We start from the raw sequence: 22215 nt of genomic DNA, 5'->3' as shown, positions 1-22215 counted from the left end.
TGCCGCCACCTCTACTTTTGTGCTCATGATGAGGACGGCGCTGGTGGCGTTGGTAGTGGGGGCGGTGCTCACAGTGCTGTCGTCCTGTGGCATTCGCATCATGAAGTACGAGTTCGAGGACGACCACGTCGTCCCGGAGAAGTTCACCTCGGTGCGTGCGCTCACCGGCTCCGGCGACGTGTCGATCAGGTACCAGCAGGGCCTGACCGAGACGAGGATCCACCGCAAGGTCGAGCACGGCAGGGACAACAAGCCGACCGGCGTCTCGCATCGCGTCGAGGGCACCACCCTGGTGCTGGACACCTGCGGGAACGACTGCGAGATCAACTACCAGATCGTGGTGCCGAACGCCGACATCGCGGTGGTCGGCGAGGTCGGGTCGGGCGACGTGAACTTCGACGGGGTGGCGTCCGTCGACTTCCTGACCGGGTCCGGCCGGGTCAACGTCCGCGACATCTCGGGGGACGTCAAGGTGAAGACCGGTTCAGGTGACTTCACGGCGACCAGGGTCGGCGGCACCGTGACGGGGGACCTCGGCTCCGGCCGCATCGAGCTGGACGCGATCAAGGGCAAGACGCTGGCCCACACCAGCTCCGGGGACATCGAGGGCACCGCGCTGGAGAACCAGGTGGTCGCCGACACCGGCTCGGGCCGGATCGACCTCAGGCTCAGCGCGGCCAAGTCGGTGCAGGTCGACACCGGGTCCGGCGACATCACCCTGCGGTTGCCGGGGGGTCCGTACAAGGTCAGCGGGACGTCGGACAACGAGAATCGCACGATCAACGTGCCAACCGATCCGAACGCGTCGCTCGAACTCAAGCTCACCAGCGGCTCGGGAGAGGTCAGGGTCGTCGGGGTCTGAGTTCGACGAGGGCGACTGTGTCGAGGGCCACTCCACAAGGGGTGGCCTTCGGCGCGTTCTGAGGGAACAACCAGATCTTCCCGGCCGTTGGGTCAGTCAGAAAGCTTGAGTCGGGTAGGCTCAAGGTTGGGTGAGATGGCAAACTTGAGCCAGCACCACTCAACAAGTACTAGCGGAAGGAACTCCAATGGCGCGTGCAGTCGGCATCGACTTGGGGACGACCAACTCCGTCGTCGCCGTTCTCGAGGGCGGTGAGCCGACGGTCATCGCCAACTCGGAGGGCTCGAGGACGACCCCGTCCATCGTCGCGTTCGCCAAGAACGGCGAGGTGCTCGTGGGTCAGCCCGCGAAGAACCAGGCCGTCACCAACGTCGACCGCACCATCCGCTCGGTCAAGCGCCACATCGGCACCACGTGGAAGACCGACGAGATCGACGGCAAGCAGTACACCTCGCAGGAGATCAGCGCGCGCGTGCTGATGAAGCTCAAGCGCGACGCCGAGGCGTACCTGGGTGAGGAGATCACCGACGCCGTCATCACCGTCCCGGCCTACTTCGAGGACGCGCAGCGCCAGGCCACCAAGGAGGCCGGCCAGATCGCGGGCCTCAACGTGCTCCGCATCGTCAACGAGCCGACGTCGGCCGCGCTGGCCTACGGCCTCGACAAGGGCGAGAAGGAGCAGACCATCCTGGTCTTCGACCTCGGTGGCGGCACGTTCGACGTCTCGCTGCTCGAGCTCGGCGACGGCGTGGTCGAGGTCCGGGCGACCTCCGGTGACAACCACCTCGGTGGCGACGACTGGGACCAGCGCATCGTCGACTGGCTGGTCGACCGCTTCAAGCAGGCCAACGGCATCGACCTGACCAAGGACAAGATGGCCCTGCAGCGGATCCGCGAGGCCGCCGAGAAGGCCAAGATCGAGCTGTCGAGCTCCAGCAACGCCTCGATCAACCTGCCGTACATCACGGTGGACGCCGACAAGAACCCGCTGTTCCTCGACGAGACGCTGTCGCGCGCCGAGTTCCAGCGGATCACGAACGACCTGCTCGAGCGCACCCGCGCGCCGTTCAACAACGTGATCAAGGACGCCAACATCTCCGTCGGCGACATCGACCACGTCGTGCTCGTCGGTGGCTCGACCCGCATGCCCGCCGTCGCGGAGCTCGTCAAGGAGCTGACCGGCGGCCGCGAGCCCAACAAGGGCGTGAACCCGGACGAGGTCGTCGCCGTCGGCGCCGCCCTGCAGGCCGGTGTCCTCAAGGGTGAGGTCAAGGACGTCCTGCTGCTCGACGTCACCCCGCTGTCCCTCGGCATCGAGACCAAGGGCGGCATCATGACCAAGCTGATCGAGCGCAACACCACGATCCCGACCAAGCGCTCCGAGACCTTCACGACGGCCGACGACAACCAGCCGTCCGTGCAGATCCAGGTCTTCCAGGGCGAGCGCGAGATCGCGGCGCACAACAAGAAGCTCGGCATGTTCGAGCTGACCGGTCTGCCGCCCGCCCCGCGTGGCGTGCCGCAGATCGAGGTCACCTTCGACATCGACGCGAACGGCATCGTCCACGTGTCGGCGAAGGACCTCGGCACCGGCAAGGAGCAGTCGATGACGATCACCGGTGGCTCCGCGCTGCCGAAGGACGACATCGACCGCATGGTCAAGGACGCCGAGGCCCACGCGGAGGAGGACAAGCGCCGCCGCGAGGAGGCCGAGGTCCGCAACCAGGCGGAGACTCTCGTCTACCAGACCGAGAAGGTCGTCAAGGAGAACGACGAGAAGCTCCCGGCCGAGATCAAGGACAAGGTCAACGCCGCGATCGCCGAGGCGAACGAGGCGCTCAAGGGCACCGACATCAACGCCATCAAGACGGCGGTCGAGAAGCTCGCGACGGAGTCCCAGGCGATCGGCCAGGCCATCTACGCCAACGCTCCGGGTGCCGCGGGCGCCGAGGCTCCTGGTGCTGACGCTCCGGGTGCCGCGGGCGCCGGTGCCAACGCCGCCGAGGACGACATCGTGGACGCCGAGATCGTGGATGAGGAAAAGAAGAAGTGACCGAGCCGAGGCACGCCGCCCCTGACGAGGAGCAGCCTCAGGTCGTCGTGAACGACCGGCGCCGGATCGACCCCGAGACGGGAGAGGTCCGGCCGCCGGCCCACGCGACCGACGAGGAAGGCGCTGCTCCGGTTTCCGAGCCCCTGGTCGCTGAGGTCGTGGACGAGGTGGCCGCCGAGCTGAAGACCCAGCTCGACGAGCGCACCGCGGACCTCCAGCGGCTCACCGCCGAGTACGCGAACTACCGCAAGCGGGTGGAACGCGACCGGGAAGCGGTGATCAACAACGCGAAGGCGTCCGTGGCCGGCGAGCTGCTCTCAGTGCTGGACGACGTCGAACGGGCCGCCGCGCACGGCGACCTGACCGGTGCGTTCAAGGCCGTGGCGGACAAGCTCGTGTCCACGTTGGCCAAGACCGGCCTGGAGCCGTTCGCGCACGAGGGCGAGGCGTTCGACCCGTCGGTGCACGAGGCCGTGCAGCACAGCACGTCCCCGGACGTCGAAGGACCGACCGTCACCGCCGTGCTGCGCCGCGGCTACCGGTTCGGTGAGAAGCTCGTCCGGCCCGCGCTCGTCGCGGTGACCGACCACGAGCCCGCGCCGGCGCCGGCGCCGCAGGCCGAAGAGAACTGACGAAAGACGAAAGGAGGAGACGTCCGGTGAGTGCTAGGGACTGGATCGAAAAGGACTTCTACCGCGAACTGGGTGTCTCCTCCGACGCGTCGGCGGACGAGATCAAGAAGTCGTACCGCAAGCTCGCCCGCGAGCTGCACCCCGACGCGAACCCCGGTGACGCCAAGGCCGAGGCCCGCTTCAAGGCGGTGTCCGAGGCCTACGGCGTGCTGTCGGACCCGGCCAAGCGCAAGCAGTACGACGAGGCCCGCCGCCTGTTCGCGGGCGGCGGTGGCTTCCCCGGCGGGTTCGGCGGTGGCGCCGGCGGCTTCGACGTCAACGACCTGTTCGGCCGTGCCGCCCAGGGCACCGGTGGTGGCGGGCTGGGCGACCTGCTCGGCGGCCTGTTCAACCGGCGCGGCGGATCGGCCGGCTCGGCCACGCGGCCGCGTCGTGGTGAGGACGTCGAGACCGACGTCCGCATCGACTTCACCGAGGCGGTCAAGGGAGCGACGGTGCCGCTGCGCCTGTCGTCCCCCGCCGCCTGCACGACGTGCGGCGGCTCGGGCGCCAAGCCGGGCACCACGCCGCACGTCTGCGCGACCTGTTCGGGTTCCGGCCTGGTCACGCGGTCGCAGGGCGCGTTCGCGTTCAGCGAGCCGTGCCGCGACTGCCGTGGCACCGGCCGGATCATCGACGACCCGTGCCCCGAGTGCGGTGGCGACGGCGTCAGCACCCGCACCCGCACGCTGACCGTGCGGATCCCATCGGGTGTCGCCGATGGCCAGCGGATTCGCCTTGCGGGACAAGGCGAACCAGGCCGCAACGGCGGCCCGTCCGGCGACCTGTTCGTACGTGTGCACGTCAACCCGCACAGCGTGTTCGGCCGCCAGGGCAACGACCTGACGCTCACCGCGCCGATGACGTTCACCGAACTGGCCCTCGGCACGACGTTGACCGTGCCGACGCTGGACGGCAAGGTGACCTTGAAGGTGCCCGCAGGCACCGCCTCCGGGCGGGTGCTGCGGGCCAGGGGCAAGGGGATCACGAAGCGCGACGGCACTTCCGGAGATCTCCTGATCACCCTGGAGGTCACGGTGCCGAACAACATGTCGTCCGAGGCCCGCAAGGCCCTTGAGGCGTACGCGGACGTGACCAAGGGCGACGACCCGCGCGGCGATCTGAACGCACTCCTTGAAGGGCGGTGAGTTCGGTGGGTTTTCCCTTCCCTCCCGGGACTGATGAGGACACACCGTTCTTCGTGATCTCGGTGGCGGCCCAGCTGTCCGGGCTGCACGCCCAGACACTGCGGTCCTACGACCGGATGGGCCTGGTCTCCCCGGGCCGCACCTCCGGCGGCGGGCGCCGGTACTCGATGCGCGACATCGTGCTGCTGCGCGAGGTCCAGCGCCTCTCCCAGGAGGAGGGCGTGAACCTCGCCGGGATCAAGCGGATCATCGAGCTGGAGAACCAGGTCGACGCCCTGCGGATGCGCGTCGCCGAGCTGCAGCAGGAACTCGCTCAGGCGTTGGCGGCGGCCGACTCCACGGCTGCCGCGGTGCACGCCTCCTACCGGCGGGACCTGGTCCCGATCCGGCAGGAGACCGCGCTCGTGGTGTGGAAGCCCAAGCCGCGCAAGTGAACTACCCGAAGTAGAACCCGGCCTCCAGATCCGCGAGCAGGCCGGGTTCCTGCGGTTCCCAGCACAGCAACGCCTTCGTGCGCGCACCGGAGGTAGGTGCGTCACGCGCGACCATGTTCGCGAGCGGACCGAAGTGCTCCGCCGGGACGCTCTCGACCGGCACGTTCAGCTGCCGCCCGATGGCCTCCGCGATCTCCCGCAACGTCACGGCTTCCTCGGCGACCGCGTGCAGCACCGAGCCCGCGGGAGCCTTCTCCGCCGCCAGCCGGTACAGCCGCGCCGCGTCCAGGGTGTGCGTGGCGGACCAGCGATTCGTGCCGTCACCCGGATAGCCGGAAACTCCGGTGGTGCGGGCGGTTCTGACCAGCAGTGGGATGAAGCCGGCCGTGTCCAGTTCACTGTGGACGGTCGGCGGCAGCACCACGACCGCGCCGCGCACGTCCGGCGCGTCGATGATCAGGTTTCGGGCGGTGCCGCGGCTGTGGTCGTCGGGCACCCGCTCCTCCTCGGTGGCGGTGCGGCCCAGACCGGAGTACGACAGCGTGCCGCCGGTGCCGATCAGCGCCTTGCCGGTGCCGGACAGCTCGTCGAGGAACGCGCGGACCACCGCGAGATCGGCGTCGGACGCGCCCTGGTAGTTCCCGGAGAACATCTCCTCGTGCTTGAACGCCAGGTGGATCACGGCGTCCGCCTCGGCCGCGCCCTTGCGCAACCCGTCCAGGTCGTCGAGATCGCCGAGCCGGACGGTGGCGCCGAGGTCGTCGAGCTTCGCGGCTGAGGCGTCCGAGCGGGCCAGGCCGACGACCTGGTGGCCAGCCCGCAGCAGTTCCGGGACCAGGGCCGAACCGACGTGGCCGCTGGCACCCGTGACGAAGACCTTCATGTCACTCCTCAAGTGATGGGACTTGGTCTCATCAACCGTAGCAGAGTGATGAGACCAAGTCCCATCACTTATGATGTGAGGCATGGGTCGATGGGAGCCGGACGCGCGGGATCGGTTGGTGCGCGCCGCACTCGACCTGTTCGACGAGCAGGGCTACGAGAACACGGCGGTAGCGCAGATCGCCGAGCGCGCGGGCCTCACGAAGAGCACGTACTTCCGGCACTTCCGCGACAAGCGCGAGGTGTTGTTCAGCGGTCAGGACGAGCTGGTCGAGCTGATCGTCGAAGGGATCGCCGGAACGCCCGAGTCCGCGGGAGCGCTGGCCGCGGTCGAGGGGGCGCTCGTGGCGATCGCTGTCACGTTCACCGAGGGGCGCCGGGCGAACGGGCCGCGGCGGCTCGCGGTGATCGCCGCCAACGACGAGCTGCGCGAACGCGACGCGATGAAGATGGCCGGGTTCTCCAGCGTGATGCAGGAGGCGCTGCGGCGACGCGGGGTGCCGGAGCTCGACGCGGCCGTCGCCGCCGAACTGGGTGTGCTGGCGCTGCGGGTCGCCTACGACCGGTGGCTGGAGGCCGGCGGGGACTTCGCGGAAGTCGCCCGCCGGGCACTCGAAGAGGTTCGGGTCGCGGCTGCCGGGCTAGAGGGTGCTGAGTAGTTCCTCTACCTCGGCGGCGATGCGGTCCAGCGCCTGGTCGTTGTCGTGGGCGGTGATCGCCCGGTCGATCCAGTCCGCGATCAACGGCATCTGCTCCGGCTTGAGGCCGCGCGTGGTGACGCCCGGCGTGCCCAGCCGGATGCCGGACGGGTCGAACGGCTTGCGGGTGTCGTAGGGCACGGCGTTGTAGTTCAGCTCGATGCCCGCGCGGTCCAGCGCGCGTGCCGCCGGCTTGCCGCCGATCTGCTTCGACGTCAGGTCGACCAGGATCAGGTGGTTGTCGGTGCCGCCGGACACCAGGTCGAAGCCGCGGTCCAGCAACGCGTCCGCCAGCGCCTTGGCGTTCGCGACGATCGTGTGCGCGTACTCGCGGAACTCCGGCTGCGAGGCTTCCTTGAGCGCCACGGCGATCGCGGCGGTCGTGTGGTCGTGCGGGCCGCCCTGCAGACCGGGGAACACGGCGCGGTCGATCGCCTTCGCGTGCTCGGCGTCGCACAGGATCATCGCGCCGCGCGGGCCGCGCAGCGTCTTGTGCGTGGTCGTGGTGACCACCGAGGCGTGTCCGACCGGTGACGGGTGTGCACCGCCCGCGACCAGGCCGGCGATGTGCGCGATGTCGGCGACCAGGACCGCGTCGATCTCCCTGGCGATCTCCGCGAAGGCCGGGAAGTCGATCGTGCGCGGGATCGCCGTGCCGCCGCAGAAGATCACCTTCGGGCGTTCGGCCAAGGCGATTTCCCGGACCTCGTCCATGTCGACGACGCCGGTGTCCTTGCGGACGTCGTACTGCACCGCGTGGAACCACTTGCCGGTGGCGGAGACGTTCCAGCCGTGGGTGAGGTGGCCGCCCATCGGCAGCGACATGCCCATCACGGTGTCACCGGGCTGCAGGAACGCCAGGTAGACGGCGAGGTTCGCGGGTGCGCCGGACAGCGGCTGGACGTTCGCGTGGTCCACGCCGAACAGCGCTTTCGCCCGGTCGATGGCGAGCTGCTCGACCTGGTCGATGATCTGCTGGCCCTCGTAGTACCGCTTGCCGGGGTAGCCCTCGGAGTACTTGTTCGTCAGCACCGAGCCCGTCGCTTCGAGCACGGCGGCGGACACGTCGTTCTCGGACGCGATCATGCGCAGCTTGCTGGCCTGACGACGTTGCTCGGCCTGGATCAGGGTGGCGATCTCGGGATCGACTTCGTGCAGCACGGCATCACTCCGTGCCGGGCACCCAGGCGTTCGGTGCGCTCGGCCGTCGCTTCCCGGTGGTCACTTCCACCCTCGGCACGCCAGTCGCTTTCGACGTGCCGAGTTTAGTCCAGCGTGAACGGGTCGTACTTGATCCGGTCCAGCGGCGTTCCGGCGACCAGCATGCGGGACACCGTCGACCTGATCATGGCTGGGCTGCCGCAGACCAGGACGTCGCGCTCTTCCCACGCGCCGTAGCGGGTGACCACGTCGGCCAGGCTGCCCTGCTCGACGCCCCGGACACCGGGGTCCGACTCCAGCACCGGCACGACCGTGAGCCACGGGTTCGTGGTCGCGATGCGTTGCAGGTTGTCCAGGTCGTAAAGGTCCTCGCGGGTGCGGCCGCCGTAGAACAGGTGCACGCGCGGGTTCTCGCCGTACTGCGCCATCTCGTCGATGATCGCGTGCATCGGCGCGACGCCCGTGCCACCGGCCACCATCAGGATGTCCGACCCGGCCGTGCGGTCGACCGACAGACGGCCCATCGGCGGTCCGATGCGCCAGGTGTCACCGGCCTGCGTGTGACCGACCACCGAGCGCGACACCCAACCGCCGTCGACGGACCGGATGTGGAACTCGATGATGCCGTCTTCGCGCGGGGCGTTCGCCGGCGAGTAGTACCGCCACAAGCGCTTGCGCTGCGGCGTCTCCACGCTGACGTACTGACCGGCCTTGTAGTTGACCGGGTGGTCGGGCTGCAGCCGCACGACCGCCAGGTCCCACGAGACGCGCTGGTGCTCCAGCACCGTCGCGTGCCAGTAGGCGGGCCCGTTGTCCGCGTCGGCCGCCTCCTGCATGGCTCGCGCCATCAGGGTGTAGGCCTCGGCCCAGGCCATCTCGACCTTGGGGGTCCACGCGGCGCCGGAGAACTTCTTCACCGCGGAGAGCAGTGCGGTTCCGACGGCCTCGTAGTGGACGTTGATGACACCGAACTTCCGGTGGTCACGGCCCAGTTGACGCAGGAAGGGGATGAGGTCGTCCGGGCGGTCGACCATCTGCACCACGTGCACGAGGGCGCGCAGCAGACGGCTGCGTTGCACCTCCATGTTCGCGGGGAACATCTCGCGTGTGGCAGGCGAGAGCGAGAAGAGCATTCCGTAGAAGAACTTCGCCACTTCTTCGGAGTGCGGCTCCACCACCGCGAAGCTCTCCCGGATCATCCGCACCATCGCGGTGACACCAGGCGGGGGTTCTCGGTGGGGCGGGGTAGGGATGGGGCTCAGCACAGCGTTCGCAGTCATGGTCCGCGCGCAGTCTCCACGTTCTCATTGGCGCCAGCAAGGCGCTGTCGTCCTCGTCAAGCATCCGTCCCCCGACAGGGTGGACAGTAACCCCTGATCGGGCTGTTTGACTCCTTGATGCCACCTTTGAGCGAAGTCCGATTACTGTACGCAACTAGTTGTTACCGCAACAGTGTGAAAGTGGGGGTCCGTCTGTACCGGCTTGCCCGCTTGCGTGGGAGCGTGTGGCAGGTGTCCCTGCCTGAGTTGACTGAAACCACCTCACCTGACCGTGTGGAGCGTCCTGGCTCACGAGGTGAGCACTTCCTCCAATGTGCCTTGGAGACCTCGGATCGCGCCAGCCGCTTCTACGACGACCAGGTCCTGGACCACCTGAACCCCGCGATGGCCGAGTTCGTCGCCCGGATGGAGATGGCCTTCATCTCGACCGCTGATGCCGACGGGGAGTGCGACTCGACCCTGCGGGCCGGGCCGGCGGGGTTCATCCAGGTGATCGACTCCCGGACCGTCGCGTACCCCGAGTACCGCGGCAACGGCGTGATGGCGTCCCTGGGCAACATCATGGAGAACCCGCACGTCGGGATGCTGATGGTGGACTTCGCCGACGACCTGATCGGGCTGCACGTGAACGGCAGGGCCCGGATCGTGCCGCGCGAGGAGTTCGACACCGAGGACAAGAAGGTGGAGCGGTGGGTGGTGGTCGAGGTGCGGGAGGCCTACATCCACTGCCGCAAGCACATCCCGCGGATGATCCCGGTCGACCGGATTCGTGACTGGGGCACCGACGACGTGAAGCGCAAGGGCGGCGACTTCTTCGGCGTCAAGGCGGGCAAGACCGCCGACTGACCTGGCGGCTTCTGGTCACATGGCGGCATGCCGTGTGTCTTCTGTTCGATCATGTCCGGTGACCTGCCCGCCCAGTGGGTGGCGCAGGCGCCGGACGCCGTCGCGTTCCTGCCGCTCCCAGCCAGTGCTCTAGCGCCCGGCCACACACTGGTGGTGCCGCGTGAGCACTCGGTAGGAGTGCACGACGCGTCCCCGGCGGCCTTCACGGCGGCCGGGCTGATGATCCAGCGCGTGGCACGAGCGATGAGGACCGCGCTGGGTGCGTCTGGCGTGTGCGTGCTCAACGCGAGTGGGCCAGGCTCCGGGCAAAGCGTCGCTCATCTGCACTTTCACGTCGTGCCGCACTGGGAGGACGACGAGTACTTCGCGTGGCCGGAGCCGTCGGGAAGGCAGCTCGACGGCGATCTGGCCCAGGCGTTGAGTGACGCACTAGACCCCTAAACAAGTTGCCCTAGCTAACTATCTCCAGATAAAGTTGTATGACATCAACTAATTACTGGAGGTGGCCGTCCTGAATCGGCCCAACTCGCATCGGGAGATCCTCGAAGCGCTGTCCGGCATCTGGGTGGCGCTGCTCGTCGCGATCCTCAGCTCCACCATCGTCTCGAACGCTCTCCCGACGATCCTGGCCGAGCTCAAGGGCACCCAGACCCAGTACACGTGGGTCATCACGTCGATGCTGCTGGCGTCCACCGCCAGCACGCCGTTGTGGGGCAAGCTCGCGGACCTCTTCGACAAGAAGATGTTGTTGCAGGTCGGCATCGTGCTGTTCGTGATCGGCTCGGTCCTGTCGGGCCTGAGCCAGAACATGGAGCAGCTCATCGCGTTCCGCGTCGTCCAGGGCCTGGGCATGGGCGGTGTGCAGGCGCTCGGCCAGGTCGTGGTCGGCGCGTTGCTGAGCCCGCGGGAACGTGGCCGCTACAGCGGTTACACCGGCATGGTGATCTCGGCGGGCACCGTCGGCGGGCCGCTGGTCGGCGGGTTTCTCGTCGACTGGCCCGGCTGGCGCTGGTGCTTCTTCGTCTGTGTGCCGCTGGCGCTGGTGGCGTTGGCCGTGCTGCACAAGACGTTGCACCTGCCGAGCACGAAGCGGCACGTGAAGATCGACTACCTGGGCGCCACGCTCATCACCGGTGGCGTGAGCCTCGTGCTGATGTGGGTGTCGTTCGCGGGCAAGGACTTCGCGTGGATCAGCAAGGAGAGCGCGCTGTTCGCGGGTGGTGCCGTCCTCGCGATCGTCACCGCCTACTTCGTCGAGCGGAGGGCTTCCTCCCCGGTCATCCCGCTGCACCTGTTCCGGAACCGCACGGTTGTACTGGCGATGCTCGGTGGTATCGCGGTGGGAACGGCGATGTTCGGCGCGTCGGTGTTCATGGGGCAGTACTTCCAGATCGCGCGCGGGTTCTCGCCCACGAAGGCAGGGCTGCTCACGGTGCCGTTGGTGCTGGGGCTGAGCATCTCCTCCACGGTCAGCGGGCAGCTCATCGCCAGGAGCGGCAAGTGGAAGAGCTACCTGGTCTGGGGAGCGTTCTCGCTGGTCATCGGACTGGCGTTGCTCGGCACGATCGACCACCGCACGAACCTCGTGCTGATGGGGGCCTACCTGGCGCTGGTCGGTGTCGGGGTGGGGCTGACCATGCAGAACCTCGTGCTCGCCGTGCAGAACGGCGTGGGCATGGCGGATCTCGGTACGGCCAGCTCGACGGCCACGTTCCTGCGGTCGTTGGGTGGGACGGCCGGCGTCTCGGTGCTCGGCGCCGTGCTGGCGGCCCATGTGAGCACGAAGACGCTCGACCGCGGCTCCCTCTCCCCAGTCGTGCGGGACTCCTACGGCGATGCGATGGGTGAGTTGTTCCTGATCGCCGCTGGTCTCGCGGTGTTCACGGTGATCGCGGTGCTGCTGATCAAGGAGCAGCCGTTGCGGGAGTCTGTGGATGTCACCCCAACGGGTTCTGGTGCACAGACGGTCGCCACTGAACTTGATTCACCTGTGGATACTGAACAGCGGATTGTGGATAACTCGGTCTCCGCTGTGGACAAGCTGTTGGTGCTTTCGAGTGACGGTGTTCAGGAGGTCGCGGCGCGTTCGGCTGCGCTGCGTTCCACGCAGAACTCGTTGCCCTCGGGGTCGCGCATCGTGACCCAGCCGGTGCCGTCGGGGCGGCGCTGATCGTCGAAGATCGTCGCGCCGATGCCCTGGAGGCGTGCCACCTCCTCGTCGCGGGTGCCGTCGGTCGGCTGCAGGTCGACGTGCAGGCGGTTCTTGATCTCTTTGCCTTCGGGGACGTTGATGAAGAGGTAGCGGACGCCGTTCGGCATCTGGATCAGGGACTCGGGGTCGCCGGGGTTGTCGTCGGGGTGCAGCGGCAGGTTGAGCACCTGGCTCCAGAACGAGGCGATCGTGTAGGAGTCGCGCGCGTCGACGGTGATGTTGTGGATGATCGAGGTCATAGGGCTGATCTTCGTCCAACTTGTGTCAGCTGACGTGCGATTTTCGGGATGACCGTCACGTTCCTGTAGTTGAGCGGAACACGCTCAACTTTTCTGACGTTGTGCGGGATGATGGTTCATGCTGAACGCTGACCACGAGGTGGAGGAATGGACGCTTTCAACCCGACGACGAAGACGCAGCAGGCGGTTTCCGCTGCGGTGCAGGCCGCAACGCTCAACGGGAACCCGGACGTGGGTTCCGCGCACCTGCTCAGCGCACTGCTGGCGCAGACGGACGGGTTGACCGCGCCGTTGCTGTCGGCGGTGGGCGCCGACCCGACGCAGGTGCGCAAGGAGCTGGAACAACTCTCCCGCTCGTTGCCCAGCGCGTCCGGTTCGACCGTGTCCGCCCCGCAACTCTCGCGCGACGCCGTGCGGGTGCTCGGCAAGGCGCAGGAGCTCGCCACCGAGATGGGTGACGAGTACGTGTCCACCGAGCACCTGCTCGTCGGACTGGCGCAGCACGGCGGCCAGGTCGCCGACCTGCTGCGGCGGCACGGTGCGACGCCGGACGCGCTGACCGAGGCCTTCACGAAGGTGCGCGGGTCGGCGCGGGTGACGTCGGCCGATCCCGAGGGCACCTACAAGGCGCTGGAGAAGTACGGCGTCGACCTGACCGAACGCGCCCGCAAGGGCGAGCTCGACCCGGTGATCGGCCGCGACGCCGAGATCCGCCGGGTCGTCCAGGTGCTGTCCCGGCGCACCAAGAACAACCCGGTGCTGATCGGCGAGCCCGGCGTCGGCAAGACGGCGATCGTCGAGGGCCTGGCGCAGCGCGTGGTGGCCGGTGACGTACCGGAGTCGTTGCGCGGCAAGCGGGTCGTGTCCCTGGACCTCGGCTCGATGGTCGCGGGCGCCAAGTACCGCGGTGAGTTCGAGGAGCGGCTCAAGGCCGTGCTGAAGGAGATCACCGACTCGGCCGGCCAGGTCATCACGTTCATCGACGAGCTGCACACGATCGTCGGTGCCGGCGCGACCGGTGAGTCGGCCATGGACGCCGGCAACATGATCAAGCCGATGCTGGCCCGCGGCGAGCTGCGGATGGTCGGCGCGACGACGCTGGACGAGTACCGCGAGCACATCGAGAAGGACGCCGCCCTGGAGCGCCGCTTCCAGCAGGTGCTGGTCGGCGAACCGTCGGTGGAGGACACCGTCGGCATCCTGCGTGGGTTGAAAGAGCGCTACGAGGTCCACCACGGTGTGCGCATCACGGACGCCGCTCTCGTCGCCGCGGCCACGTTGTCGGACCGCTACATCACCGCGCGCTTCCTGCCGGACAAGGCGATCGACCTCGTCGACGAGGCCGCGTCCCGGCTGCGCATGGAGATCGACTCGCGGCCCGTCGAGATCGACACGGTCGAACGTGCCGTGCGCCGGCTCGAGATCGAGGAAATGGCGCTGGCCAAGGAGTCCGACGCGGCTTCCCTGGAACGGCTGTCGGCGTTGCGCGCCGAGCTGGCGGAGAAGCGCGAGACGCTTTCCGCCTTGACCGCCCGGTGGCAGAACGAGAAGGGCTCCATCGACAAGGTCCGCACGCTGAAGGAGCAGCTGGAGTCGTTGCGCGGCGAGTCCGAACGCGCCGAGCGCGACGGCGACCTCGGCCGCGCCGCCGAGCTCCGGTACGGCCGGATTCCCGCGTTGGAGAAGGAACTCGAAGGCGCTGCGGAGTCCACTCAGGACGCCGCGATGCTCAAGGAGGAGGTCGGCCCTGACGACGTCGCGGACGTAGTGTCGGCGTGGACCGGCATCCCGGCCGGCCGTCTGCTCGAAGGCGAGACCGCCAAGCTGCTGCGGATGGAGGACGAACTCGCCCGCCGAGTCGTCGGCCAGGGCGAAGCCGTGCGGGTCGTGTCGGACGCCGTCAGGCGCACTCGCGCCGGTGTCGCCGACCCGGACCGCCCGACGGGCTCGTTCCTGTTCCTCGGCCCGACCGGCGTCGGCAAGACCGAGCTGGCCAAGGCGCTGGCGGCGTTCCTGTTCGACGACGAACGCGCGATGATCCGCATCGACATGAGCGAGTACTCCGAGAAGCACTCGGTGGCCCGCCTGGTCGGTGCGCCTCCCGGCTACGTCGGCTACGACCAGGGCGGCCAGCTCACCGAGTCGGTCCGCCGCCGCCCGTACTCGGTCGTGCTGCTCGACGAGGTGGAGAAGGCGCACCCGGACGTGTTCGACGTGCTGCTGCAGGTCCTCGACGACGGTCGCCTGACCGACGGCCAGGGCCGCACGGTGGACTTCCGCAACACCATCCTGGTGCTCACCTCGAACCTGGGCTCGCAGACCATCGTGAACCCGTCGCTGACCGAGCTGGAGCGCAAGGACGCCGTGCTGGCCGTGGTGCAGCGGCACTTCAAGCCGGAGTTCCTGAACCGGCTCGACGACGTCGTGGTGTTCCACGCGCTCGCCACCGAGGAACTGACGTCCATTGTGGACATCCAGATCGCTCGCCTGGCGGACCGCCTGGCCGCTCGCCGGCTGACGCTGGACGTCACCGCGTCGGCGCGCGACTGGTTGGCTCTGAACGGTTTCGACGCGATCTACGGGGCACGGCCGTTGCGCCGGCTGGTGCAGTCGGCGATCGGTGACCAGCTCGCGAAGGAGCTGCTGGCCGGTGAGGTGCGCGATGGCGACACGGTCCGCGTTGACGTGCTGGACGACAACACGGGCCTGATCGTGGGCCGCGCCGCCTAACGCTCCGAGTCCCCCACGAGGCCTGTAGGTTCAGGTCTCGTGGGGGAATTTCGCTATGTGCGGTACCAGGCGGTCGAGCCCAACACCAGCGGGAACTTCACCGGGATCTTCGGGTTGTTCAACGGTCTGGCCAGGCGCGGAGAGCTCACCGAGGAGCAGGAAGCGTTCCGGCGTGTGAACAACGCCTGGTACGACGCGGCCTACACGGATCCGTCGAAGGTCGATGTGACCGTCTACGACCGGACGATCAACCCCGGTGCCGCCGCGTGGTTCAAGGTCGCGGCGACGCATCTCCTGGACCGTGTTCCGGGCTATCTGGCGATTCTCGACGCACATGGCGTGAAGTGGCGCCGAGTGGAGTCCGATGATCCCGGCCGCATCGTTTACGAGGACGTGGACCAGGTCGTCGTCGTGCCGCGATCACCAAGCCACGGGTAGCGAGACCAGCGCACGGACGTTGGTCTCCGCCCGGTACGCCAGCTCCGACTCGTCAACGGCCAGCCGCAGTCCTGGGAACCGCTTCAAAACCGACGTCAGCGCAACCCGCAACTCCAGCTTCGCGAGCAGTTCGGCCGACGTCAGGTGGCGCGTCCAGCAGCGAGTCGACGATCGCCTGGGCGCGCGGTTCGAGGGTGGCGACCATGCGCGGGCTGAAGGCGGCGGCCACGAGTTTGCGGGTGCGGGCGTGTTTGCGGCCCTCCATCGAGGAGAGCACGAGCGGGTTCGCGCCGGACGGGACCGTGACCGGGCCACCAGGGCGGGTGGCCTCCTCCCGGCTGAAGCGCGGATCGGTCAGCACCTGTCTGCAGGCGGCGTGGGAAAGCGTCAGCCAGATGCTGGTGGGACCCATCGTCGCGGGGACGACGGGACCGCCGGACGCGAGCAGTTCCTGAGCCTCTGGTTCGTTGTCCAGCGACCGTGGCGTGGTGAACGGGAACGAGGCGGGCATGTCCTCATCCACGTCGAATCGGCACGCTCAGTTCGCGACGCGCGGAAGTGATCTTCGTTCCACGCGCCGGACCCACTAGGCTTCTCCCGTGGGCATACCGGCGTGGGTCTGGTTCACCGTCGCCGCGGTGGCGGGCGTGGCGGGGTTTGCCCTGCTCGCGACCGACCGGGCGCAACGAACCGCGCGTAATCGTGAACGGCGCCGTTGGGCTGCCCTGCGCGGCTGGCAGTTCGAGGAGACAGACCACGTGCTCCCGACACGCTGGGAGGCGGGTGCCCTCGCGTACTACGGCACCGGGCTCGCCCGGGACGTGGTCGCGGGCTCGACCTTCACCGCGGACGGCAGGCGCCAGGTCTACGTGCTCGACCACGAGACCGGCGGCAAGGTCAACTCCGTGCTGGTCGGCGTGCGCTGCCGCCGGGCGTTGTCGGTCGTGATCGAACTGTGGCTGTCGACAGTCCCGTTCCAGCGCGACAACGACAAGATGCCGATGCCGGACCTCCTCGGCCCGGTCGGCTCGCGCTACGCGTTCGTCACCGACGTCCCGGCCGCCCGCAAGATCATCACGCCGGACCTGATCGACGCCGCAGAGGAGATCGGCGGCGACGTCACGGTCGTCTGGATGGAGAACGACTGGGTGCTGGCCGCCGCGCCGCCGAACTCGTCGCCCGCGCGCCTGGAGCGGCTGCTGCGCGACGTCGGTGAGCTCGCGGACGTCATCGACCCGTTCGACCCGGACCCCTCCGAGCGCGAGGAGCCGGTGGCGGAGGACGACGAGGGCGGCGAGGTCTACCGGCCGTCGTTCGGACGCAAGCAGCCCTAGCGGCGCGACCCAGAACGTTGGCTGGGTAATTCGCGCTCAGCAGGACACCTCGCGGCGCCGCTGATCTTGTAACCGTGGGTAGCGGCGGCAATATGTACTGTCCGTCGTCCCACGCCTACCAGCGGTATTCCAGGCTGTAACCGAAGTGGTGTGACCTACGTCACACTTCACTCTGTGTAAAACATTTGCTGGTGATTCAGATACTCCGTGCGTAAGGCGTCGTGTCCCCGAACCCCCCGGAGGGAAGCACGATGTACGGAGGAAAGGTAGTTCCGCCCGCGGCTGTGGCCGGCACGGCGTCCGTTGTGACGCTGGCCAACACGGGTGCATCGGTCGGATGGTTGCTGTTCGGCGGAGTCGCTCTGGTCGTTTCGGGCCTCGCACTGCGCCTGGTCGTGCTTCGCCGCCCGGCGAAACACGACGGTTGATCATCGGCGGCCTTCGACCCCGGCGATTTTCCGACTACCGTTCGGTGGCATGCCAACCGCACTGGTGACCGGATCTACCGTCGGGATCGGGGCCGCCTTCGCCCGCAGGCTCGCGGCTGAGGGATACGACCTCGTACTGGTCGCGCGCACCGCGTCCGCACTGGAGGAGCTCGCGCAGCAGCTGCGCGATCGTCACGGCGTCCACGTCGACGTCCTGCCCGCCGACCTCAGCGATCACGGCGAGCGCGCCAAGGTCGAGGCGCGGCTGGCCGAGTCGCCGGTCGACCTGCTCGTGAACAACGCCGGTTTCGCCAACACCGGCGAGTTCTTCGCGGCGGACATCGAGAAGCTCCAGGCTCAGCTGGACGTCAACGTCGCCACGGTGTTGCGTCTGTCCAGGTCCGCGATCCCCGGCATGATCGCCCGCGGCAAGGGCGACGTGATCAACGTGTCCAGCGTGGCGAGCTTCCTGCCCGGCCGCGGCACCAGCTACAGCGCGGACAAGGCGTGGGTGACGACGTTCTCCGAGGGCATGAACCTCGCGGCCGAGGGCACCGGCGTGCGGATCATGGCGCTGTGCCCCGGTTTCGTGCGGACGGAGTTCCACAAGCGCGCGAACATCGACATGTCCAAGACCCCTGGCTGGCTCTACGTCGACGCCGACCGGCTGGTCCACGAGGCGCTGCGTGACCTGCGCCGCGGCAAGCCGTTGTCGATCCCCGGCATCCAGTACAAGGCGATCGTCACCGTTTCGCGACTGCTCCCGCGCGCCCTCGTGCGCAAGATGGCGTCGCGCTTCGCCGGCGGTCGCGGCCGCACCTGAGCGGAACCGTTCGGCCGAACGGCGCGTCGGACGCCATGTGAGTGAACAGTTCCATGTCGTGCCGAACGAGCTTCGCGGGTACAGCGAGCTGCTGGACCGCAACGCTCAGCACTTCCTGACCATCAAGGACCACGCGATCTCCAAGGGCGGTGACACCAGCGGGTTCACCGGCCTGCTGACGTTGCTGCACCCCGTCGTGACCGGTGTCGCGAACCTGTACGGGGAGACGTTGGACTTCGCGAACAAGATGATGCTCAAGGACTCCGGCGCGCTCCAGAAGACCGCAGACTCCTACGAGAAGGTCGACCTCCACGGCGTCCAGCTCATGCAGAAAGCTGGAGGTGGCCGATGACCACGGCGTACGCGGACGTCCAGGACCCCTCGGCGGCGCTCAACGCCGCCGCCGAGGACCGCCCAGGCCGGCAGACCACCAAGGAGCTCATCGAGGCCGCCGGGTGGAAGCTGCAGGGCGTCAACTGGATCTACGAGAAGGTCACCGGCGAGAACCTGATCGAGTCGCTGATCAGCCCGCTGGTCGGTGACTTCGAGAAGATCGACGCCAACGCGAACGCGTGGGACCAGGTCGCCAAGGCGCTGGACTCCGTGCGGCACAACGTCGGCGAGGGTGTCGGCCAGCTCAACCCGCACTGGAACGGTGCCGCCGCGCAGGCGTTCGAGCGCCGCATGGACACCATGTGGGTCGTCGCGATCGAGGCGGACTCCCAGGTCGCCCGGATCATCGGCAACAAGTTCCAGTCGATGGCGTCCGCGTGCCGGTCGGCCACGAAGATCGCCCTGTTCCTGCTCGACAAGCTCTGCACGATGCTGCTCGAGGCCGCCATGACCGCGGTGATCCCGGTCGTCGGCTGGGGCCGCGCGGTGTGGATGGTCTACGACGCGATCCAGATCGTCGACGCGATCCGCAAGATCATCCAGTCGATCATGACGCTGATCGAGGGCGTCAAGGGCATGGTCGACGGCATCGTGGCGATGGGCACTGCGCTGATGAAGCTCAAGGACGTCCGTGACGTCAACGACTTCCTCGACGTGGTCGACGGCGTGCAGGACGGCAAGCAGAAGTTCGACAACGGCAAGTCCGCCGCGAAGTCCGGTGCGATCGGTGTCGGCCTCGGTGCCTACAGTCTCGGCAAGGCCGGGTCCGCGGCTTCCGGGCGTTCCAGTACGGGCAGCGGTTCCGGCTCGGGTGGAGGCTCCGGTGCCCCCGCTCCCGCTCCGGCTCCCAGTGGTGGTCAGCAATGACGTTCCCGTACGACCAGGCGCGACTCCAGGCGTTGTTCGACGGTGTGGACGCCAAGATCGACGATCTCGGGAAGGTCGCGGCGGCCGCGTCGCAGGTGCAGCGCCGGTCGCGCGGGCTCTCCGAGCAGGACCTCGCCGAGATCGAACGGTTCGCGAAGTCGCCGGGCGCGCCCAAGGAACTCAAGGACCTCCAACGTCGTGTCGACGCCGGCGAGATGTCGTGGGCCGACGTCGCCGCGGGTCGTGCGTTGAACGACGAGGGTGTGCAGAAGGCGCTCGCCGTCGGTGTTCCTGATCTCCAGCGCGCTTATCGTGCGATCGAGGAGGGCCAGGACATCGACGACATCATCGCGTCGGGCAACCCGACGCCCCAGCCGCCGCGCGGGCGTCGTGATGACGACGACGAGGACGACGGCCCGAGCCACTTCCGCAAGGACGCCTGGTAACGGCGCCTGGGTAACTCAGACCGGCCAGTCCACGCCGCCACTGCTGGCGTGGCTGGTCCCGGTGCCGCGAACGACGTCGAAGGCGACCGCGCAGGCGGTCGCCAGCGAGCGCAGCGGCTCGGTCACCTGGGGGTTGATCCGCACGACGTCCCGGCGGACGCGCTTGCCGTTGCGCTTGGCGCGCCCGCCGGTCTCGATCCGCGCGATGTCACCGAAGAAGCAGAGCTGCTGACCGTTCGCGTCGTGCAGCGACTGCTTCCACGCGCCGTGCGTCCTGATCGTCCCGATCAGCTGCCCCTGTGGCGTGCTGACCTGCACGTGAGGCCGTCGGCCGAACCCCTTGCCGATGTGCATCATCGGCTGGCCGTGCGGTGTCACGACGTCGAGGTCGAACGTCGTCCAGCCGGAGAACCCGGTGTGCCGCAGCGGTCGCTGCAGGCCCGGACCGCTCCGCTCCCGGACCACCGCGATCGGCACGTCACGCTCGTCGAACACCTCCACCCGGTAGTGCGGCCGGGCCAACAGGCTCATGAAGGTCCACGGCTGTTCCACGTAGAGGGTGCTCACGGTGATGCAGGGTACGAGGCAGCGACGGCCCATGTGTGCGAAGCTGACGACCCGTGCGAACTGAAGTGGTCTTGGACTCGAACGCGAAGTCGGAACTCGCTCGTCTGGTGAGCGAATTGGCCGTCGTGCACGGCAAGGTAACCCTTTCCAGCGGCAAGGAAGCTGACTACTACGTCGACCTGCGGCGGGCGACGCTGCACCACGCGGCGGCCCCCCTGATCGGCAAGCTGCTGCGGCAGCTCACCAGCGACTGGGATTTCGTCGCTGTCGGCGGTCTCACACTCGGCGCGGATCCCGTCGCCTACGCGATGATGCACTCCGCCGCCATCGACGGTGACGTGCTCGACGCGTTCGTCGTGCGCAAGGCGAGCAAGGCGCACGGCATGCAGCGGCAGATCGAGGGCATCGATGTGCGCGGCCAGCGTGTTCTCGCTGTTGAGGACACCTCCACCACGGGCAGTTCGGTCCTCACGGCCGTTGCCGCGCTGCGCGAGCACGGTGCCGATGTCATCGGTGTCGCGTGCGTGGTCGACCGCGGAACCGGTGCCAAGGAGGCCATCGAGGCTGAAGGTCTGCAGTACCGGTACCTGCTCGACCTGAACGACCTCGGCCTCGCCTGAGGTTTTATCGAGAGCGCTTCGAGCCACCCCGTCTTAGTCTGGAAGGCGGGGTGGTGCGAATGGCCAGGTTCTTCGCCGAAGCGGTCATGGTTCTGCACTTCGCCGTGCTGGCGTTCCTGCTCGTGGGCGGGTTCGTCGCGTGGCGGTGGCGCGGGGTGATTTACGCGCATCTGGTCATCGGTGCGTGGGCGATCCTCAGTCTGTTGGTGCCGGTGACGTGCCCGCTCACCACCGCGGAGGAGTTCTTCCGCGCTCAGGCCGGAATGCCGTCGCTGGGAACGGGTTTCATCGACTACTACATCGACGGCGTCTGGTACCCGGAGAGCGCGTCGACGCTGGTGCAGCTGGTGCTGGGGTCGATCGTGATCGTCTCGTGGATCGGGTTCTACGCTGGCACACGTGCTGCTCGAAGGCTTTCACACGGTTAAGCACGCCCTGCGCTTCGGCGCGGAGGTGCGCCCGTTGCTCACCACGAACCTGGCCGACGCGGTCGCGCTCGCCGAGTCGCACGCGCCGGACCTTGTGATGGCCTTCGCGCAGGCCGACGAAGTCGACCGGGCCACGTTCGTCAGCAAGGTCGGCCGCACCCATCCGACCGGTGTGGCCGGCTTCGCGGACAGGCCGGAGCTGCCGTTCGACCGCAACGCTCCGATCGTGCTGCTCGACAACCCGCGCAATCTCGGCAACTTCGGTGCGGCCATCCGGGTGGCGGCCGGTCTGGACGCGGGTGGCGTGATCTCCACCGGTGACGTCGATCCGTGGCACCCCAACGTTCTGAGGGGTTCCGCGGGGCTGCACTTCGCGCTCCCGGTCGCGAGGGCGGAGAGCCTCGACTTCGCCGGTGAGCTCATCGCCTTCGACGCCGACGGTGACCTGCTGAAAGGCCCGATCCCGGACGACGCCGTGCTGGCGTTCGGATCGGAACGCCACGGCCTCTCGGCCGAGGTGCGGCAGAAGGCCGCCCGGATCGTCCGGCTTCCCATGCGGGACAAGGTCAGCAGTTACAACCTGACAACTTCTGTGGCGATGGGCCTCTACCACTGGGTGATTCATCGAGCTTCTTGACCGGTCAAGCACTCACCA

The 22215-nt window shown here is 68.0% G+C and carries 25 protein-coding genes and 1 riboswitch; of the genes, 19 read left to right on the top strand and 6 right to left on the bottom strand.

The genetic code is table 11. The features are described from left to right. The first annotated feature begins 25 nt into the window (after positions 1-25). The 5 genes from B0F77_RS03890 to B0F77_RS03870 all read left to right on the top strand — a co-directional run bounded on the left by B0F77_RS03890 (position 26) and on the right by B0F77_RS03870 (position 5168). Entirely contained in the window at positions 26-862 is an 837-nt protein-coding gene (locus B0F77_RS03890; protein ID WP_143466549.1) for a DUF4097 family beta strand repeat-containing protein, read from the top strand. 187 nt (positions 863-1049) lie between these two features. Beyond that, complete coding sequence (gene dnaK, locus B0F77_RS03885) at positions 1050-2915, top strand: molecular chaperone DnaK (RefSeq protein ID WP_086661365.1); 1866 nt, start codon at positions 1050-1052, stop codon at positions 2913-2915. Next, positions 2912-3547, top strand: a complete 636-nt coding sequence (gene grpE, locus B0F77_RS03880) for a nucleotide exchange factor GrpE (RefSeq protein WP_086661364.1) — start codon at positions 2912-2914, stop codon at positions 3545-3547. Before dnaK ends, grpE begins: the two co-directional genes overlap by 4 nt. A 26-nt stretch (positions 3548-3573) precedes the next feature. Next, positions 3574-4734, top strand: coding sequence for a molecular chaperone DnaJ (gene dnaJ, locus B0F77_RS03875; RefSeq protein ID WP_086661363.1), 1161 nt, complete (start codon positions 3574-3576; stop codon positions 4732-4734). 5 nt (positions 4735-4739) lie between these two features. After that, a complete protein-coding gene (locus B0F77_RS03870; RefSeq protein WP_245847813.1) occupies positions 4740-5168 on the top strand; it encodes a heat shock protein transcriptional repressor HspR in 429 nt (142 codons plus the stop codon). A gap of 1 nt (position 5169) precedes the next feature. Here the strand turns inward: B0F77_RS03870 and B0F77_RS03865 are convergent, their stop codons facing one another. Further along, positions 5170-6051, bottom strand: a complete 882-nt coding sequence (locus B0F77_RS03865) for an SDR family oxidoreductase (protein ID WP_086661361.1) — start codon at positions 6049-6051, stop codon at positions 5170-5172. Positions 6052-6133: 82 nt separating this feature from the next. Between B0F77_RS03865 and B0F77_RS03860 the strand changes: the two genes are divergently transcribed. Beyond that, on the top strand, positions 6134-6709 hold the full coding sequence (locus B0F77_RS03860; RefSeq protein WP_086661360.1) for a TetR/AcrR family transcriptional regulator: 576 nt from the start codon (positions 6134-6136) through the stop codon (positions 6707-6709). Here B0F77_RS03860 and B0F77_RS03855 read toward each other — a convergent pair. After that, complete coding sequence (locus B0F77_RS03855) at positions 6692-7909, bottom strand: serine hydroxymethyltransferase (protein WP_086661359.1); 1218 nt, start codon at positions 7907-7909, stop codon at positions 6692-6694. The two genes, B0F77_RS03860 and B0F77_RS03855, sit on opposite strands and share 18 nt — an antisense overlap. A 13-nt stretch (positions 7910-7922) precedes the next feature. Then, positions 7923-8007, bottom strand: a riboswitch (ZMP/ZTP riboswitch). Between the two features lie 6 nt (positions 8008-8013). Further along, positions 8014-9117, bottom strand: a complete 1104-nt coding sequence (locus B0F77_RS03850; protein WP_086661358.1) for an FAD-binding oxidoreductase — start codon at positions 9115-9117, stop codon at positions 8014-8016. Between the two features lie 390 nt (positions 9118-9507). Here B0F77_RS03850 and B0F77_RS03845 point away from each other — a divergent pair, with 390 nt between their 5' ends. The 3 genes from B0F77_RS03845 (at position 9508) to B0F77_RS03835 (ending at position 12205) form a co-directional block, all read left to right on the top strand. Beyond that, the gene (locus tag B0F77_RS03845; protein ID WP_245847812.1) at positions 9508-10035 is read left to right on the top strand and encodes a pyridoxamine 5'-phosphate oxidase family protein; all 528 of its coding nucleotides are present in this window, start codon (positions 9508-9510) and stop codon (positions 10033-10035) included. Between the two features lie 27 nt (positions 10036-10062). Next, positions 10063-10476 (top strand): HIT family protein, encoded by a 414-nt coding sequence (locus B0F77_RS03840; protein WP_086661356.1) that lies wholly within the window; start codon positions 10063-10065, stop codon positions 10474-10476. Between the two features lie 61 nt (positions 10477-10537). After that, the gene (locus B0F77_RS03835; RefSeq protein ID WP_245847811.1) at positions 10538-12205 is read left to right on the top strand and encodes an MDR family MFS transporter; all 1668 of its coding nucleotides are present in this window, start codon (positions 10538-10540) and stop codon (positions 12203-12205) included. Here the strand turns inward: B0F77_RS03835 and B0F77_RS03830 are convergent. Continuing rightward, positions 12103-12486, bottom strand: a complete 384-nt coding sequence (locus tag B0F77_RS03830; RefSeq protein WP_086661354.1) for a VOC family protein — start codon at positions 12484-12486, stop codon at positions 12103-12105. The genes B0F77_RS03835 and B0F77_RS03830 overlap by 103 nt on opposite strands. A 147-nt stretch (positions 12487-12633) precedes the next feature. Between B0F77_RS03830 and clpB the strand changes: the two genes are divergently transcribed. Together clpB and B0F77_RS03820 are read left to right on the top strand one after the other, a co-directional pair. Further along, a complete protein-coding gene (gene clpB, locus B0F77_RS03825; protein ID WP_086661353.1) occupies positions 12634-15216 on the top strand; it encodes an ATP-dependent chaperone ClpB in 2583 nt (860 codons plus the stop codon). A gap of 39 nt (positions 15217-15255) precedes the next feature. After that, positions 15256-15654 (top strand): hypothetical protein, encoded by a 399-nt coding sequence (locus tag B0F77_RS03820; RefSeq protein ID WP_086661352.1) that lies wholly within the window; start codon positions 15256-15258, stop codon positions 15652-15654. Between the two features lie 52 nt (positions 15655-15706). Here the strand turns inward: B0F77_RS03820 and B0F77_RS03815 are convergent, their stop codons facing one another. Next, a complete protein-coding gene (locus tag B0F77_RS03815; protein ID WP_086661351.1) occupies positions 15707-16165 on the bottom strand; it encodes a cytochrome P450 family protein in 459 nt (152 codons plus the stop codon). A gap of 88 nt (positions 16166-16253) precedes the next feature. On the opposite strand from B0F77_RS03815, the gene B0F77_RS03810 reads away from it, so the two are divergent. The 5 genes from B0F77_RS03810 (at position 16254) to B0F77_RS03790 (ending at position 19945) form a co-directional block, all read left to right on the top strand. Further along, positions 16254-16988 (top strand): type III secretion system chaperone family protein, encoded by a 735-nt coding sequence (locus tag B0F77_RS03810; RefSeq protein WP_086661350.1) that lies wholly within the window; start codon positions 16254-16256, stop codon positions 16986-16988. 477 nt (positions 16989-17465) lie between these two features. Further along, positions 17466-18239 (top strand): SDR family NAD(P)-dependent oxidoreductase, encoded by a 774-nt coding sequence (locus tag B0F77_RS03805; protein WP_086661349.1) that lies wholly within the window; start codon positions 17466-17468, stop codon positions 18237-18239. A gap of 37 nt (positions 18240-18276) precedes the next feature. Beyond that, on the top strand, positions 18277-18591 hold the full coding sequence (locus B0F77_RS03800) for a hypothetical protein (protein WP_086661348.1): 315 nt from the start codon (positions 18277-18279) through the stop codon (positions 18589-18591). Then, the gene (locus B0F77_RS03795) at positions 18588-19499 is read left to right on the top strand and encodes a WXG100 family type VII secretion target (protein ID WP_086661347.1); all 912 of its coding nucleotides are present in this window, start codon (positions 18588-18590) and stop codon (positions 19497-19499) included. Before B0F77_RS03800 ends, B0F77_RS03795 begins: the two co-directional genes overlap by 4 nt. Then, entirely contained in the window at positions 19496-19945 is a 450-nt protein-coding gene (locus B0F77_RS03790; RefSeq protein WP_086661346.1) for a hypothetical protein, read from the top strand. The genes B0F77_RS03795 and B0F77_RS03790 overlap by 4 nt, the downstream gene beginning before the upstream one ends. 15 nt (positions 19946-19960) lie before the next feature. Here the strand turns inward: B0F77_RS03790 and B0F77_RS03785 are convergent, their stop codons facing one another. Next, entirely contained in the window at positions 19961-20512 is a 552-nt protein-coding gene (locus B0F77_RS03785; RefSeq protein ID WP_086661345.1) for an LURP-one-related/scramblase family protein, read from the bottom strand. A 71-nt stretch (positions 20513-20583) separates the two neighbouring features. On the opposite strand from B0F77_RS03785, the gene pyrE reads away from it, so the two are divergent. Genes pyrE through B0F77_RS03770 form a run of 3 tightly spaced genes read left to right on the top strand, consistent with a single transcriptional unit; the run spans position 20584 to position 22197 of the window. Then, on the top strand, positions 20584-21132 hold the full coding sequence (pyrE, locus tag B0F77_RS03780) for an orotate phosphoribosyltransferase (protein ID WP_211293653.1): 549 nt from the start codon (positions 20584-20586) through the stop codon (positions 21130-21132). Positions 21133-21191: 59 nt separating this feature from the next. Next, positions 21192-21560 carry a DUF2784 domain-containing protein gene (locus tag B0F77_RS03775; RefSeq protein WP_086661343.1) on the top strand — a complete coding sequence of 123 codons (369 nt, stop codon included), beginning with the start codon at positions 21192-21194 and terminating at the stop codon, positions 21558-21560. Beyond that, on the top strand, positions 21532-22197 hold the full coding sequence (locus B0F77_RS03770; RefSeq protein ID WP_245847810.1) for a TrmH family RNA methyltransferase: 666 nt from the start codon (positions 21532-21534) through the stop codon (positions 22195-22197). The genes B0F77_RS03775 and B0F77_RS03770 overlap by 29 nt, the downstream gene beginning before the upstream one ends. Positions 22198-22215 lie beyond the last annotated feature (18 nt).

Origin of the sequence: Lentzea kentuckyensis (assembly GCF_002150765.1) — a bacterium.
Lineage (GTDB): Bacteria > Actinomycetota > Actinomycetes > Mycobacteriales > Pseudonocardiaceae > Lentzea > Lentzea kentuckyensis.
Note: the sequence above shows the minus strand (reverse complement) of the source record. Positions and strands in the feature narration are given on the sequence as shown.

Excerpts from the sequence above, each read along its gene's own strand:
- B0F77_RS03865 (WP_086661361.1), bottom strand. The coding sequence starts at position 6,051 with ATGAAGGTCTTCGTCACGGGTGCCAGCGGCCACGTCGGTTCGGCCCTG.
- clpB (WP_086661353.1), top strand. The coding sequence starts at position 12,634 with ATGGACGCTTTCAACCCGACGACGAAGACGCAGCAGGCGGTTTCCGCT.
- dnaK (WP_086661365.1), top strand. The coding sequence starts at position 1,050 with ATGGCGCGTGCAGTCGGCATCGACTTGGGGACGACCAACTCCGTCGTC.
- B0F77_RS03795 (WP_086661347.1), top strand. The coding sequence starts at position 18,588 with ATGACCACGGCGTACGCGGACGTCCAGGACCCCTCGGCGGCGCTCAAC.
- B0F77_RS03815 (WP_086661351.1), bottom strand. The coding sequence starts at position 16,165 with ATGCCCGCCTCGTTCCCGTTCACCACGCCACGGTCGCTGGACAACGAA.
- B0F77_RS03805 (WP_086661349.1), top strand. The coding sequence starts at position 17,466 with ATGCCAACCGCACTGGTGACCGGATCTACCGTCGGGATCGGGGCCGCC.
- B0F77_RS03830 (WP_086661354.1), bottom strand. The coding sequence starts at position 12,486 with ATGACCTCGATCATCCACAACATCACCGTCGACGCGCGCGACTCCTAC.
- B0F77_RS03775 (WP_086661343.1), top strand. The coding sequence starts at position 21,192 with ATGGCCAGGTTCTTCGCCGAAGCGGTCATGGTTCTGCACTTCGCCGTG.
- B0F77_RS03860 (WP_086661360.1), top strand. The coding sequence starts at position 6,134 with ATGGGTCGATGGGAGCCGGACGCGCGGGATCGGTTGGTGCGCGCCGCA.
- B0F77_RS03790 (WP_086661346.1), top strand. The coding sequence starts at position 19,496 with ATGACGTTCCCGTACGACCAGGCGCGACTCCAGGCGTTGTTCGACGGT.
- B0F77_RS03850 (WP_086661358.1), bottom strand. The coding sequence starts at position 9,117 with ATGGTGCGGATGATCCGGGAGAGCTTCGCGGTGGTGGAGCCGCACTCC.
- B0F77_RS03840 (WP_086661356.1), top strand. The coding sequence starts at position 10,063 with ATGCCGTGTGTCTTCTGTTCGATCATGTCCGGTGACCTGCCCGCCCAG.
- B0F77_RS03890 (WP_143466549.1), top strand. The coding sequence starts at position 26 with ATGATGAGGACGGCGCTGGTGGCGTTGGTAGTGGGGGCGGTGCTCACA.